Here is a 14457-nt window from a genome sequence, read left to right as displayed (position 1 = left end):
GATTTCTTAAATAACAATCCGCGGAAGGTCAAAGCGAAAGCGACCGGGAGTGCCAATCCATGCCCGCTCAGAAAATCCCGAAGAGGATGGTGAGGAGGAGGACGCCCAGGCTGACGAGCCACGCGTGGAACATCCGGCGGATGGACGGCTCCGCCTGCCAGATCTCCCTCACCTCCCGCGCCGCGGCGGGAAGTTCCGGCAATTTACCCACGGTCCGGAAGATCCAGAAAAACGGAAAGCAATCCATGATCAGGAGAAGAATGTCCGCCCCGGTGAGAATGGTGTCGTGCGCGGTGGCCTCCTCCTTCCGCACCTCATTGCGGGCGGCGACCAATGGCATGAACCAAGCCATCCCGAAGGCGAACGTGAAGATCGCCGAGAAGCTGAGCAGGCAGATGACGAGTGGGTTCGGCATAAGGGAGCCCGGATGCGGTACATTGCCAAATGCCGCCTGCCCCGGCAATGACGGAGTTGCAGGGATGGGCGACGCTTCCCCAGCCGGAAGCTCCACAACGCCACTACTTCGGTTTGACGATCCGCAGGGTGGTCGCGTCCGAGGCAAGACGGTTCCCGGTTCTCAACGCCATCATCAAGGTGGCATCCGCCAGAGAAATGTCTCTCGCTCTCATCTGCGGAATGAGAGCTTGTGAATCCGTGGCCGGATCAATCACGAGCCTGACTCTCTTTTCCGGGACGACCAGATCGGCGATCCGGGAATTAAGGAATGCAACCGCTTCCTCCAGCGACGTGTCCACGAAATCCAGGCGCGGGACGATAATGTTGCGTGCGGCATCCATACCCTTCCCATCAGGCATCGCGAAACGCGCCGGATCGATCCGATCACCATCATGGAATTCGATGAGGTTGTTGCTCACGTAGATGCAGCTCCCTGTAATGGCGGCGCATTGGTTGAGGAGATCATGGAGGCCAATGTTCCTCACGGACAACTTCTTGATTTTCCGTTCGTCCAGCCCCGGAGTGACAATGATAAATCCGTAGGGTTTTGGCGCGGTTGGCAGGCGCTCGCAACCACCGTTTGACATACGGAAGAAGTCCACGGCCTCCCCGAGCTTGGTATTCTCGAAATCGACCCGCGGCATGACCATCAAGGTCATGCGCTCGAGCACCTTCTCCCTTTCCGCCGGAGCGATGGTGATGCGATTTCCCTTCTCCTGTGCAAACAGGGTCCCGGAGACCGGAACAGCAAGAGCGATCAGGAGAATTGGCAATTTCATCGGTCGAGCGGAATACGATTCATGACCGAAGAAGTGACCTGCCGCGAGCAAAAAGAAGAATGTCGCCGGGGCGGAAGATTCATCTACCACCCCCGTCGAACCACCCACTCTCTGGCACACCGCCATCGGAAAAACGGCGCCCATCCGCTGCGGTGTCATGGGATGATCGACGCCTCCCCAACCGGAAGTCTCACGACTTCCGCCACTTCGTCATGCCGGCCCGGCGACAAGCCATGCCGAAATCAATGGACGCCAGGGACAGCATTATGATTTCATGGATGTTACCACCATGAAACCCTTCCCTCTCTTCCTTTCCTCACTCCTTGTTCCATTGGTATTGGTGCTTTCGAGCTGCCAGCCACCGGGATCGGCCACGGCGAGACCTCCGGTGGAGGTGGGCAAGACCTACTGGATCACCTTCCCCAATGGCGTGGCGGACAAAGTTTCCACAAGCGGCCGTGGTTTCCTGGCCCAATACACATCGGTCAAGGTGCTGAAACTGGCTGGTGGTCCTTGGGTGGAAGTGGAAACGTCGTGGACGCCCCAGATGCAGTTCGAAGAAGGGAAATCCGTTCCGCCGACCACAAAGACTGAAGTCCTCCTGCTCAATCTGGACCATGTGCTCTTGATCAAAGAACTTCCCGACAAACCGTAGGAAGCGGACGGCATCCACCGGGCAGCTGTAATCACAGGGTTCATCACCATCTCCCCAGCCGGAAGTCTCACGACTTCCGCTACCTACACCTTCTCCACCAGCACTTGCACATCCATCTGGCAGTGGCCGGTGCCATAGTAGGAGCCACGAACCGGGGAAACGTCATCATAGTCCCTGCCGACGGCGACCTTCACGTAACGCTCGTCCGCGAGCGTGTTGTTCGTCGGATCGAAGCCGAGCCAGCCGGGTCCGGGGAAATAAACTTCGCACCACGCATGGGATGCCTGCGCGCCGATGAGGCTGTCACGCGGACCGTTGTAGAGATACCCCGAAGCATACCGGGCGGGGATGCCCAGTGTCCGGCACAGGCCGAGCATGACGTGGGTGAAATCCTGGCAGACTCCTGCCCGGAGGCGGAAAGCTTCCTCCACATGGGTGTTGTAGCTGGTCACTCCGGGATCATAGCGGAACTCCTGGTGAACCCACGCCATGACGGCCTGCGTCCGCCCGAAGACGGACGGAATGCCGTAAATGATGTCCACCGCCTGCTTCCAGACGTCCGGATGTTTCGAGACCCAGCGGCTTTCCTGGAGGAACTGCCAGGTGCGCTCACGCGTGGAGGCATCATCATAGTGGGCGGGCGTCAGTTGCCTCACCGCATCCGGGATCACCAGCGGCAGGTTGTACACCTTGATCCGGCTCTCGATCTCGAGCCGTGGATGCGCGCCGGACACCTCGAAATGATGGGTGATGTTCTGGAACAGGTCCGTGAAACGGCGGAGACGGGTGGCAGGCAGCACGCGGATGACCGCGGACAACGTCTGCTGGAACGGGAACAGCCTCGGCTCCAGGTGCAGCGTGTTCACACTGTCCGTCACCGGGGCAAGATATTGGAAAGTCGTTCGGTGCAGGACGGAAAGCTTCATTCCATACCGCGGGGCGCCGCCGTCTCCTCCCGCCACTTCCACTGGAATTGTGGAATCCTGCCCGATGATGCTCACGGCTGCGCCTTGTTCCGTTGTTGTTGCTGCTGCTGTTCGAATTGCCAGCCGGCAACGGCGGACTTCACCCGTTGCGGCTCCGGCGGGACGTCCGTGACACGCTCCGGCATCAACACATAGGTTTCGAAAATCTCCCCGCCGATGGCGTTGAATTTGGTCTGCAGGCCATCCAGATAGCCATGCAGCCCTTCCCGGAACACATCATCCGTGGAGCTGAAGTTGATGTCAGCCAGCAGCTTGCCCGCGATGCGTTCCGATTCGTTGGAAAAGGTGCCTCGAGGCGCGCCGGAGACCTTGTGCAGGCTGGCGTCCAGCCGCTCGATGCAGAAGCGGACGGAGCGCGGGAACTCCGGAGAAAAGATGAGGTAGTCCACCACCCCGCGCGCGGAAATTTCCCGTTGGTCCGAACGGAACGCCCCCATCGCGCCGCAGGAGCGCAGGATGGCCGTCCAGTGGAGGACGCCGGGTGAGGTGATCTCATCCTCCGCGGTCTTCGGCAGGTAACTGGTGATGTCCAGAAAGCGGGTGGTCTTGTCCGCACGCTCCAGTTGCCGGCCGATGTCGATGAATTCCCACGCCTCGTTCCGCGCCATGGTGGAGGCCGCCACCCCCAGGAAAGTCGCCGCGCCGCGGCGGATGCTTTCGTAGTATTTCGGCGGATTCGACTCGATGAGGAACGACGCTTCCGCGGAACGGGTGAAAAGGTAGAGCGAGTTCAACTCCTCCCAAAGTTCGTCGGAGAGCTGGTCGCGGATGGTGCGGGCGTTTTCCCGCGCCTGGGCGATGCAGGAGGCGATGCTGTTGGGGTTCTGCACGTCATCCGAAAGGAAGCGGATGACCTGGGAGCTGCCCGGCTCGTCATAGAGGGTCTCGAACGCCTCCTCCTCACCAAGGCTCTGGATGATGGGCGCCCAGAAGCCGCGAAGGCGCTCGCTGTCCAGGGTCTCGAAGTCGAGGAGGAGCTGTTGGTTGACGTCGATCAGACGGGAGAGGTTGTCGGCCCGTTCGACATTGCGGACCATCCAGTAGAGAGTGTTTGCGACGCGTGAAAGCATGACCGGAGTTGAAAATGGGTTGGGGTCGGGGTGGGTGCGTTCTTACCGGAGGACCCAGGTGTCCTTGCTGCCACCACCCTGGGAGGAGTTCACCACCAGGGAACCCTTCGTAAGCGCCACGCGGGTCAGCCCCCCGGGCACAATCTTCACCTCGTCACCGTAGATGATATACGGCCGCAGGTCGATGTGGCGGCCCTCGATGGCTCCATCGCACCACGTCGGGCAGCGGGAAAGCGACACCACCGGCTGGGCGATGTAGTTGCGCGGGTCCGCGATGATCTTTTCCCGGAAGATCTCGATTTCCTCCTTCGACGCGGACGGTCCCATCAGCATGCCGTAGCCGCCGGACTCGTTCGCCGCCTTCACCACCAGCTCCGGCAGGTGGCCGAGGATGAATTTCAGGTCCGCCTCCTCCGACGCGAGGTAGGTCGGCACGTTCGGCAGGATCGGCTTCTGGCCGAGGTAGTATTCGATCATCCGCGGGACGAAGTAGTAGGTGACCTTGTCATCCGCGACACCGGTCCCCACCGCGTTGGCGAGGGCCACGTGTCCGGCGCGGTAGGCATTCATCAGGCCTGGCACGCCGAGCACGGAGTCCTTGCGGAACACGGTCGGGTCGATGAAATCGTCGTCGATCCGGCGGTAGATCACATCCACCCGGACCAGTCCGTGGGTGGTGCGCATGTAGACGAAGTTGTCCTTCACCACGAGGTCCTTGCCCTCGACGATCTCGATGCCCATCTCGCGGGCGAGATAGCAATGCTCGAAGTAGGCGCTGTTGTAGCAGCCGGGGGTGAGGAGTACGCACACCGGGTCCGCCTCCCGGCGCGGGGAGATGTGGTGCAGCATGTTCAGCAGGTCGCGCGGGTAGGAGTCCACCGGGCGCACGCCCAGCGTGTTGAAGATGTCCGGGAACGCCCGCTTCAGCGCGTTGCGGTTCTCAAGCAGGTAAGAGGCGCCGGACGGGCAGCGGCCGTTGTCCTCCAGGACGTAGTAGGTGCCGTCCTTGCCCTTGATCATGTCGCTACCGCAGATGTGGATGTAGATGTCCGCCGGGACGTCCACACCACGGAACTCCGGCCGGTAGTGTTTCGCGTTCTCGATGTAGTGGCGCGGGATCACCTCATCCTTGAGGATCTGCTGGTCATGATAGATGTCGTGCAGGAAAAGGTTCAGCGCGATGATCCGCTGCGTCAGACCCGCCTCCAGCAGTTCCCACTCGTTCGCCGGGATCACCCGCGGCACCGGATCGAACGGGAAGATCCGCTCCATACCCCGGTTGTCATGATACACGTTGAAGGTGATCCCCTGGCGGACGAAGTAGAGCTCCGACGCCGCCTTGCGGTCCAGGAACTCCCTCTCGCTCAAATTGTCCATCCTGTTGAGGAGCGGCGCGCAATGTGGCCTGACCTCCCCGCTTCCCGCGAACATCTCATCATGAAAACCGCCCGGATCGTAGCCCTCGAATATTGCCATGGATTTGTAAATTAATCGTTAGCAGATGGCGGGCCAACTCTAAAAAACGCTGGGTTTTCGAATTGAGCCAAGACACATGGTTTGGAATCGCCATCGGGACTGCGACAGGTCACTCTGGCCATGCGACCCGCCCGACGGTCGCCGGAATGGCGATACCTACCCCTCGATGAGAAAACTGACCCTTTCCGTCACGCTGCTGGCCATTTGCTGGGTGATCGGCATGTCTCTCCAAGCTTTTATGGTGCCTTTGACGGGCTTGACATTCGGGCTTTTCTTCGCATCGCCGCTGGCAGTCACGCTCGCCATGTCGAAGCTTCTTCGGGGAACTGCCACGCAATCCATTCTGCTCGCGTCGGCACTCGGTTACTCCCCTCTCCTCGCCTATTTATTCCAAGTCATTGATCTGGAAAAAGATGGATTTCAAACCACCATCTTTTTCAACTCGATATCGGTGATGGCTTTGTTGTGGCTGACGGCAGGCTTCACCAGCAAACCTTCTCTCCAGAACTGGGAGGAGCGGTTCCTGGCTCTCCGGAATGAGAACGAGACCGAGTTCGCAAATTTATCTCCAACTCGATTCAGCGATGCCCTCGATCATCTGAACTGGAGTCGAAGGGATGTCTTTCAGGACTCCGACGTTCGGATCATACGCTATACAAGATTGGACGAGGAGATTTTTACCTGCGAACAACCTTCTTCCAATCCGAAACTCATAGGAACTCCGGCACTCGTCACCGAAGTGTTGGTAGCCGTGCAATTACGATCTTCCCAACCTCCGGAATCGGAGCAAACAGGAATCCAGCCGAATGTCATATGAGAACCACCACGGGGAACTGGAGCCTTCTGTCATCACAGCGGTCGGACGACTGTTCTCCGAAGATTCGGGTAGGATCGCGGATCTTCTTCGTGAAAGTGGCGGCGGCCCCCGCGTCCATCGCATCATTCTTGCAATGGCCATGCATGACTCAAAACTGCTGGAATCCCTCTGCAAAAGGTGTGCAACTGACGTCCGCGATGTCCTGAAGCTCGAAGATGAGCCCGAGGAGCACTGGCCGCACATCCCCAGAAAGGATGACGCGGCAGCCGAGCTGGCACGCCGTTACGATTGGCTGGACTTCGTTGTTCCATCCTCTCTCGCATATTGGGGCCAATGGTCGAAGAACTGGAGGCCGGAATGGTCGATTGGCCCATTTGGACAGTGAATCAGCCGACCGAATGATCATCAGCGCCATCTCCCGCAGACGGTGAGTCACGAAGTCCCTCACAACCGGCGCATGTCAGCCGTCCGCCACCGGACGCCTCGAGGAGGCATCCCTTACCAGCAAAGCCTGCGAACCAGTCGCAATAACCCCCTCAGGAAGGTCTGGATTTCCCGCAAAACCGCCCGTCGCACCGCACATTTTGGGAATGTCCTGTTATTGAGAGGATACCCCTTGAAATGCACGCAACTCCCCTCTACTTCTCGCGGCGGAAGCACTCCCGCCATCGCTTCAACCGATACCCATGAACGCCCTGACCCGCAGCATTTCGGCCTACTGGAACTCCTCGATCGGAAAGAAACTCATCGTCGCCGTCACTGGGATCGCCCTTGTTTTGTTCCTTTTCGGCCACATGACCGGCAACCTGCTGGTGTTCGCGGGCCGTGAGGCGTTCAACGACTACGCGCAGTTCCTGCACCACGCCCTGCACGGCGCGGGCATCTGGATCGCCCGTCTGGGCTTGCTGGGCGCGGTGGTTCTGCATGTGGTGGCTACCATCGCCCTGACCCGCCAGAACAAGAGCGCGCGGAAGCCCTACGAATATCAAGCGACCATCAAGGCGACGAAGTCCTCCCGGATCATGATCTGGACGGGCCTGACCATCCTCTTTTTCGTCATCTACCACCTGATGCACTACACCATCCGCGTGGGGAATGAGTATGCGAACCCCGCTCTCTACACGGATGCCGCCTATCTCGCGAAGACCGGCGAGGCCCGCCATGATGCCTGGAAAATGGTCATCGACGGCTTCTCCGTCTGGTGGGTCGCGATTTTCTACGTCATCGCCATGACGGTCCTGTGCTCCCACCTCGGCCACGGTGTCGCCTCCATCTTCCAGACACTGGGCTGGAACTCGAAGAAATCCCGCCCGCTGATCGAGCAATTTTCCTGGGCCTACAGTGCGGTGATCTGGCTGGGCTTCGTGTCGATCCCGGTCGCAATCCTCGTTTTCAAGTTCGGACGCTGACGGCCCCATTGAATATTGATGATTGATTATTGATTATTGATTATTAGGAAGATGAACCCGGAAGACCTCAAAGCCCGCTGCAAGCAGTTCTCGCTGCGGGTGATCCGTCTGGTAAGGGCCCTTCCCGATGACAAAGTCGGTCGTCCCATCGCCAACCAACTGATCCGCTCCGGCACTTCGGTGGCCGCGAACTACCGGGCAGCCTGCCTTGCCAAATCCCGCGCCGACTTCGCATCCAAGGTCGGGACCGCCGTGGAAGAAGCGGATGAATCCGCTCTCTGGATGGAGCTCATCATGGAGGATGAGATCCTTCCCCGCGACAAGGTCCAACCACTGTGGCAGGAAGCCACCGAGCTGACTTCCATCTTCTGCGCTTCCATCAAAACCGCCCGCCGGAACGGCGCTGATTGATTCAACAATCAATAGTCAATTTCCAATACTCAATTCACCATGTCCTTCGTCCTCGACAGCAAAATCCCATCCGGCCCGCTTGAGCAGAAATGGTCCAAGCACAAGATGGACTCGAAGCTCATCAACCCGGCCAACAAGCGGAAGTTCTCGATCATCGTGGTCGGTTCCGGTCTGGCGGGTGGTGCGGCTGCGGCGACACTCGCGGAGCTGGGCTACCAGGTGAAATGCTTCTGCTACCAGGACTCCCCGCGCCGGGCGCACTCCATCGCCGCGCAGGGTGGCATCAACGCCGCGAAGAACTACCGGAACGACGGTGACTCCGTGCGCCGCCTTTTCTACGACACGATCAAGGGCGGCGACTTCCGCGCCCGTGAGGCGAACGTCTACCGCCTTGCCGAGGTTTCCAACGCCATCATCGACCAGTGCGTGGCGCAGGGCGTGCCCTTCGCCCGGGAATACGGCGGCCTGCTGGACAACCGCTCCTTCGGCGGTGCGCAGGTGTCCCGGACTTTCTACGCACGGGGCCAGACGGGGCAACAGCTCCTCATCGGCTGCTACCAGGCGTTGGAAAAGGAAATCCAGCGCGGCGGGGTGAAGATGTTCCCACGGACGGAGATGCTGGACCTGGTGCTGGTGGACGGCCATGCCAAGGGCATCGTCACCCGTGACCTGAACACCGGCAAGATCACCACCCATGCGGCGGACGCCGTGATCCTGGCCACCGGCGGCTACGGCAACGTGTTCTTCCTCTCCACCAATGCGATGGGCTGCAACGTGACCGGAGCCTGGCGCGCCGCGCGCCGGGGCGCCCTCTTCGCGAACCCGTGCTACACCCAGATCCACCCGACCTGCATCCCGGTCAGCGGTGACTACCAGTCGAAGCTCACCCTCATGTCGGAGTCCCTCCGGAACGACGGCCGTGTGTGGGCGCCGAAGTCCCGCGAGATCGCCGCGAAGATCCGCGAAGGAAAACTCAAGCCGTCCGATGTGGCGGAGGACGACCGCGACTACTTCCTGGAGCGCAAGTATCCTTCCTTTGGCAACCTCGCACCGCGCGACATTTCCTCCCGCGCCGCGAAGGAAGCCTGTGACGACGGCCGCGGCGTCGCCGGCACCGGCCTGGGCGTCTATCTCGACTTCCGCGATGCGACCGCCCGCCTCGGCGAGCCGACCATCCGCGCCCGCTACGGCAACCTCTTCCAGATGTATGACAAGATCGTCGGTGAGGATCCCTACAAGCAGCCGATGATGATCTACCCCGCCGTCCACTACACCATGGGCGGCCTGTGGGTGGACTACAACCTGATGTCCAACGTCCCCGGCCTGCACGTGCTGGGTGAGGCGAACTTCTCCGACCACGGCGCGAACCGCCTGGGGGCATCCGCCCTCATGCAGGGTCTGGCCGACGGCTACTTCGTCATCCCCACCACCATCGCCAACTACCTTGCCACCCAGAAGCCCGGCACCTTCAACACGGAAATGCCAGAGTTCAAGGCCACGGAGGCCGAGGCGAAGGAACGCGTCAACAAACTGCTCAACATCAAGGGCAAGCGCACCGTGGATTCCTTCCACAAGGAACTCGGCCTGGTCATGTGGAACAAGTGCGGCATGGAGCGTTCCCGCGAGGGCCTCACGGAAGCCATCGCGAAGATCCCGCAGATCCGCGAGGAGTTCTGGCAGAACGTCCGCATCCCCGGCTCCGGCGACATCGCCAACATGGAGCTGGAGAAGGCGGGCCGCGTCGCCGACTTCCTCGAGTTCGGGGAGCTGATGTGCTACGACGCCCGCGACCGCGAGGAATCCTGCGGCGGCCACTTCCGCGCCGAGCACCAGTTCACCGACGCCGATCCCGACGTCCAGGCCGGCAAGACGCAGGCCGGTGAGGCGAAGCGCCACGACGACCTGTTCTCCCACGTCTCCGCCTGGGAATACAACGGCGACGGCAAGGCCCCGACGCTCCACAAGGAGCCGCTCGTCTATGAAACCGTGAAAGCATCCATCCGGAGCTACGCGTGATGCCCGCTGGGAGCGCTGGTCTTCAGACCGGCATCTTCAGGAGAGGAGGAAAACTCCCATGCGCTATCTTCTGCCCGCACTTCTCCTCGTTTCCTCCTCCGTCCATGCGCAGGAGAAACGGCCCGCGTTCGCCATCCCGGATTCCACGCTTTCCCCGGACCGACGCTACGGTGTGACCGTACCCTCTCTGGATTCCAGCCCCGTGGATTCCAACAAGCTTGTCGAAGCTGCCACCGGCAAAGTCCTGGCCTCCATCAAAGCGAATCCGTTCTTCGACCGGAAGAACCATGAGACGCTCCTTCCTTCCCGCTGGTCGAAAGATGGGAAGTTCCTACTGTGGGAGGTCGATGGCAAATGGTTCCCCCATGCCTTGGTCCTGCTGAAAGTCGGGGACGGAAATGTCAGCCAGTTCAATTTGCTCGAACTCGCCCAGAGATCGATTCTGGCTGAAACCAAAAAAGCCACGCCGGACAGGTACGAAGCCGCACGCAAGGCGAACTCAGGGAACGGTTCCGCTTACCCGGATGGATTTTCGGTGGATGTGGAGGCGCTTGATCCGATTGCCCTGCCCCTCCGCCTGAGAATTGCGCTGACGTCCAATCCGAAAGGCATCGAGGACTTTCCCACTCTGGAATCCTCAATGGAGGCGGTTCTCACAACGGAAGGAAAGCTGGAGATCACGGATTTCAAGATGGGACCCGGCGTTTCCCGGCACTTTTGAGCTCCACCGATGGGCCGCAATCGGAGCCAAAGCACCGCGGGATAGATCCGCCCTTCACTTGATTCCGCCAATGCCGCCGTGCGACAGGAGTGTCGCACCTCCTTACTCCCCTCTCCGCCTGGTCCCGTAAGGAGGGTGGACACTCCTGTCCACCGGCTGCAATGGGAAACCATGGTAAAAGCATCCTTGGAGTAGATCCGCCTCCCACGCCTGTCGCCAATGCCGCCGTGCGAGAGGAATAGGAGTACCTTCCTCACTTCCTCTTCAGCCGCCAGACTGCTTCCACCTTCTGCTGGCGGGTGGGATGAACCTCCGTGACCAGTGGGTCAAAGCCATCCGCTTCGACTCGGAAGTTGATCCCGTTCTTTTCGAACTTGTAGGTCTCCCATTCCAGCTTTCCTTTCACGGATGCCAGGGTATCCCGGTACACCCATGGGTTGGCGCTGACAGGGGTGACGCGGAAGTTCCTGACCGGCTCCGCGGTGGCATCGTCCACCGCAGTGACTTTGATGCGGAGGGCCGGCTTCATGACGATGACCACCTCCCCACCCGGCCCGGCGATGGGATACCCGCTCATGATCCGCTCGCCTTCACCGATGTTGAGTGTGAAAGGCTCCGCCGGCGCGCTGTCCCAGGTGAAGCGCCCGTCCTCATCCGTTTGGGTGCGGTAGCCCAGCGTCCGCTGGTTCCGCCACTGATCCACCCGGACCTCCACTCCGGCGTACGGACGTTCGTCCTCCCGCACCACACGTCCCCGGAACAGGGTTGGCGGGGAGAGGGTGAAGACGTGATCCTTTTCCTGCCCCACCATCACGCCTTCCTGCGATGGGCTGAATCCGTCAGCCTCTATGGTGAGCAGAGCGTATTTACCCGGCAGCCGCTTGATGACGAACCTGCCGTCGCCGTCGGTGATCGCAAAGCGCGGAGAGCTTATGGCGCGCGGATTGATTCGGGCACCGTGGACCGGCCTGCCATCCCGATCCACCACCCTGCCATGGATGCGCGGGCCGGTTTTCAGAACCAGGGTAGAGGAGCCGTTCCTGAGGACCTCCTCTCCGCCAGGGAGGTCGGTGGCACTGCCGCTGAATGCCACATAATCCGGGTGGGAGATATCCAGTTCCAACTTGCTGAGATCCTCCGGAAATCCATCCAAACTCCAGCGTCCGTCGTCATCCGTCTTCGTGCCGAAATTGCGGGGGAGCAAGATCAGCATCGGATGCACGAATGGTGAACGATCCGTGCGGATCGCGGCACCTGCCACCGGCTGCCCATCCTCCCCGACAACCCGGCCGGAGATGGGCAAGGAAGGCTCCATCCGCACCTCGATCTCCTGCCCCCATGCGTGACGCTGGAATTCCATGTGCTTCATCAGATACCCGGCTTCCGCAACAAGAATGCCGAGCCGTTTGGTACCCGCCCACATAATGCGTTCAGGTCTGGATTCCCTCTCCAATGTTTCCGGAGATAGGGTGAAAATGTAGCGACCATCACCATCCGCAGCCACCTGGAAAGGGAGATCGCCATCGAAGCCCAGGTGGAACCTCAACCCCGGCATGGGCTGGCCGGTCCGCGCGTGGATGAAGCGTATCCTGGCCTCCGTTGGCAGCGGACGATCCTGCGGGATCACCCGGGCAATCTGGATATTGGGCTTACCCTCATCCGGCCCCACATATCTACCATTGATGTAGCCTTCCGACATCAGATGCTGCAGGTCGTCCAGATCCTTGAGATCCATCGGTCGGGAATGGAGGAGTTCAACCAGGTTTCCGATATCTGTTCCCGGCGGATGGAGGTAATCCGGCGGTACATTCTTCGGCGACACCAGACGCTCCAGCATTTCCCTGTCTGCCGCCGGATCCCTGGATAGCTCACCTTCCGGATCCACCCCACCGGAGTCCCCTTCGCTTTCCTCCATGTCCGCCACCATTGCGAGCGGGCTCTCCACCGGCCGCGCAACGGCGGTCAGCGAGGCGATGCCAGCCCCCATGATGGCGATAAATGCCACTGCGGCCCCGGCGGTCCAGCCCATGCGATTGCGGAACGGACTTTCCGCAAGGATGGCACGGACGCGACGCTCGATGGCGGAGGAACCCATCATCGGCACGCCGGTGCGGCGGACGGCACGGGCATCACCCACCGTCCAGCCGCTGGCCACGCGGACGAGCAGTTCCGCGTAGTCCGCGGCGGCACCGCCACCGGTGACGACGGCATCATCCGCCGCCAGTTCCGTCTCATGCCGCAGCCGTTTCCCCAGGTTCCATACGGCGGGGTTCCACCACCAGATGGCACAGGCGCAGGATGCGAGAGCCTGCCACCACAGGTCCCTGCGGCGGTGGTGGGCCAGTTCGTGCCGGAGGATGGCGCGAACCTGTGCCTCCGTCATGGCAGACATCCCTTCCGGCAGCCACAACCGCGCACGGAACCAACCGGTGAGCAAAGGACTGGCGAGACCCGGCACCCGGCGGTAGTTGGCACGCCGCATCCGCAGCGCGTCCGTCAGGCGGTCGCCCACGTCCGTCATCGTTCCGTCCGCCGGTTGCCCATGGCGGTGCAGCCAGAACAGGCCGGTGACATTCCGGAACACCAGCCACAGTGCGACCAGCATCGCTCCGCCGGACCATAAGAAGAGCAGGTGGTCCTCCAGCTCCTTCAGCGCGACTTTCCATGAAGGAACCTCGTCGGTGGGAGACTGTGAGGAAGGAGCTGGCTCGGGAAAAGCCTCCGCGACATCCATCTCCGGAATGACCGGCAGCACGCGGGGCACGACGGAGTCCGCAGGTGGGTCCATCTGCTTGATGAGGGTTTCTTTCATCGCTGGCTGCGGAGGAACCGCGGGAATGTCAGGCTGCACCGTCTCCCAGCCGGATGCGGCGGGGGCATCCACATGGACGGACAACACCGGCAGCCTGCCGGCGGCGAGCGGCCACAGCGCCGTCAGCAGCAACGCGGGGAACGCAAGCCGCAGGATCCAGCAACGCGCGACGGCGGAACGTCCGCGGAAAAGGGCGGCGAGGGCCAGGACCATCAGCACGATCACGGAGGACTTCACCGCGCCCATGCACCACACCGCCAGTTCCGGATACCGTGTGAGGAATGCCCCCGCATCGAGGGCCGCAGCGGGAAATGCCGCGCTGGATGCCGCCCCGGACGCGTTCATTTTTTCCGCGCCTCCCCGATGAGTTTCATGAGACGGTCCGCTTCCTCCGCCGTGAGCTTCAGATTCTTCTGCCCCAGCAGCGCCATCGCCGCCTCCGGCGCGGAGTTGTTGAAAAACTTCCTCACCATGCCGCGCAGTGCGCCGACCTTCGCCTTGCCCGCGCTCACCGGCAGGCTGAACCAGTCCCGCCCCGCCTCCTGCTCCTTCACCAGCAGGCCCCTTTCCACCAGCAATCGCAGGATCGACCGCACCGCCGAATACGTCGGCGGGTCCGGCAGCTCCTCCCCGATCTCCCGAGCGGACACCCGCCCGCGTTTCATCACGATGCCGATGACCTGCCGCTCGCGGCGGCTCAACGATTCGTCAGATTCCTCATCCCACATACCCCATGCTGATATTTCAACAGGGCATGGACAGGCAAGCCATTTCTGCTGAAATTTCAACACCCCATGCGGAACCGGGATGCGGGGCACGATCCACCGGTGGGCCTCCATCCTTCCGAGC

14 protein-coding genes are annotated in these 14457 nt (G+C 61.2%); 7 read left to right on the top strand and 7 right to left on the bottom strand.

The genetic code is table 11. The annotated features are described in order from the left end of the window. Window positions 1-67 precede the first annotated feature (67 nt). Together OVA24_RS08500 and OVA24_RS08495 are read right to left on the bottom strand one after the other, a co-directional pair. Complete coding sequence (locus OVA24_RS08500; protein WP_267674778.1) at window positions 68-415, bottom strand: hypothetical protein; 348 nt, start codon at window positions 413-415, stop codon at window positions 68-70. Between the two features lie 103 nt (window positions 416-518). Beyond that, entirely contained in the window at window positions 519-1394 is an 876-nt protein-coding gene (locus OVA24_RS08495; RefSeq protein WP_267674777.1) for a hypothetical protein, read from the bottom strand. Between the two features lie 130 nt (window positions 1395-1524). On the opposite strand from OVA24_RS08495, the gene OVA24_RS08490 reads away from it, so the two are divergent. Next, entirely contained in the window at window positions 1525-1890 is a 366-nt protein-coding gene (locus OVA24_RS08490) for a hypothetical protein (protein WP_267674776.1), read from the top strand. Between the two features lie 83 nt (window positions 1891-1973). Here OVA24_RS08490 and OVA24_RS08485 read toward each other — a convergent pair whose 3' ends face one another. The 3 genes from OVA24_RS08485 to OVA24_RS08475 all read right to left on the bottom strand — a co-directional run bounded on the left by OVA24_RS08485 (window position 1974) and on the right by OVA24_RS08475 (window position 5422). Beyond that, window positions 1974-2816: a transglutaminase family protein gene (locus OVA24_RS08485; RefSeq protein WP_267674775.1), complete on the bottom strand. Its 843-nt coding sequence runs from the start codon at window positions 2814-2816 to the stop codon at window positions 1974-1976. 71 nt (window positions 2817-2887) lie between these two features. Continuing rightward, entirely contained in the window at window positions 2888-3946 is a 1059-nt protein-coding gene (locus OVA24_RS08480) for an alpha-E domain-containing protein (protein ID WP_267674774.1), read from the bottom strand. Window positions 3947-3988: 42 nt separating this feature from the next. Next, window positions 3989-5422 (bottom strand): circularly permuted type 2 ATP-grasp protein, encoded by a 1434-nt coding sequence (locus OVA24_RS08475; RefSeq protein WP_267674773.1) that lies wholly within the window; start codon window positions 5420-5422, stop codon window positions 3989-3991. A gap of 166 nt (window positions 5423-5588) precedes the next feature. On the opposite strand from OVA24_RS08475, the gene OVA24_RS08470 reads away from it, so the two are divergent. The 6 genes from OVA24_RS08470 (at window position 5589) to OVA24_RS08445 (ending at window position 10796) form a co-directional block, all read left to right on the top strand. Further along, a complete protein-coding gene (locus OVA24_RS08470) occupies window positions 5589-6239 on the top strand; it encodes a hypothetical protein (protein ID WP_267674772.1) in 651 nt (216 codons plus the stop codon). Next, on the top strand, window positions 6229-6624 hold the full coding sequence (locus OVA24_RS08465) for a hypothetical protein (RefSeq protein WP_267674771.1): 396 nt from the start codon (window positions 6229-6231) through the stop codon (window positions 6622-6624). Before OVA24_RS08470 ends, OVA24_RS08465 begins: the two co-directional genes overlap by 11 nt. Before the next feature lie 301 nt (window positions 6625-6925). Continuing rightward, window positions 6926-7648 carry a succinate dehydrogenase cytochrome b subunit gene (locus OVA24_RS08460; protein WP_267674770.1) on the top strand — a complete coding sequence of 241 codons (723 nt, stop codon included), beginning with the start codon at window positions 6926-6928 and terminating at the stop codon, window positions 7646-7648. 51 nt (window positions 7649-7699) lie between these two features. Continuing rightward, window positions 7700-8059 (top strand): four helix bundle protein, encoded by a 360-nt coding sequence (locus tag OVA24_RS08455; RefSeq protein ID WP_267674769.1) that lies wholly within the window; start codon window positions 7700-7702, stop codon window positions 8057-8059. A 39-nt stretch (window positions 8060-8098) separates the two neighbouring features. Further along, entirely contained in the window at window positions 8099-10075 is a 1977-nt protein-coding gene (locus OVA24_RS08450) for a fumarate reductase/succinate dehydrogenase flavoprotein subunit (RefSeq protein WP_267674768.1), read from the top strand. A 58-nt stretch (window positions 10076-10133) separates the two neighbouring features. Further along, a complete protein-coding gene (locus OVA24_RS08445; protein WP_267674767.1) occupies window positions 10134-10796 on the top strand; it encodes a hypothetical protein in 663 nt (220 codons plus the stop codon). Window positions 10797-11049: 253 nt separating this feature from the next. Here OVA24_RS08445 and OVA24_RS08440 read toward each other — a convergent pair whose 3' ends face one another. Further along, entirely contained in the window at window positions 11050-13953 is a 2904-nt protein-coding gene (locus tag OVA24_RS08440) for a M56 family metallopeptidase (protein WP_267674766.1), read from the bottom strand. After that, window positions 13950-14336: a BlaI/MecI/CopY family transcriptional regulator gene (locus OVA24_RS08435; RefSeq protein WP_267674765.1), complete on the bottom strand. Its 387-nt coding sequence runs from the start codon at window positions 14334-14336 to the stop codon at window positions 13950-13952. Before OVA24_RS08435 ends, OVA24_RS08440 begins: the two co-directional genes overlap by 4 nt. Window positions 14337-14457 lie beyond the last annotated feature (121 nt).

This window comes from Luteolibacter sp. SL250, assembly GCF_026625605.1.
Taxonomy (GTDB): Bacteria; Verrucomicrobiota; Verrucomicrobiia; order Verrucomicrobiales; family Akkermansiaceae; genus Luteolibacter.
This window is presented reverse-complemented; position numbering and strand designations above follow the sequence as displayed.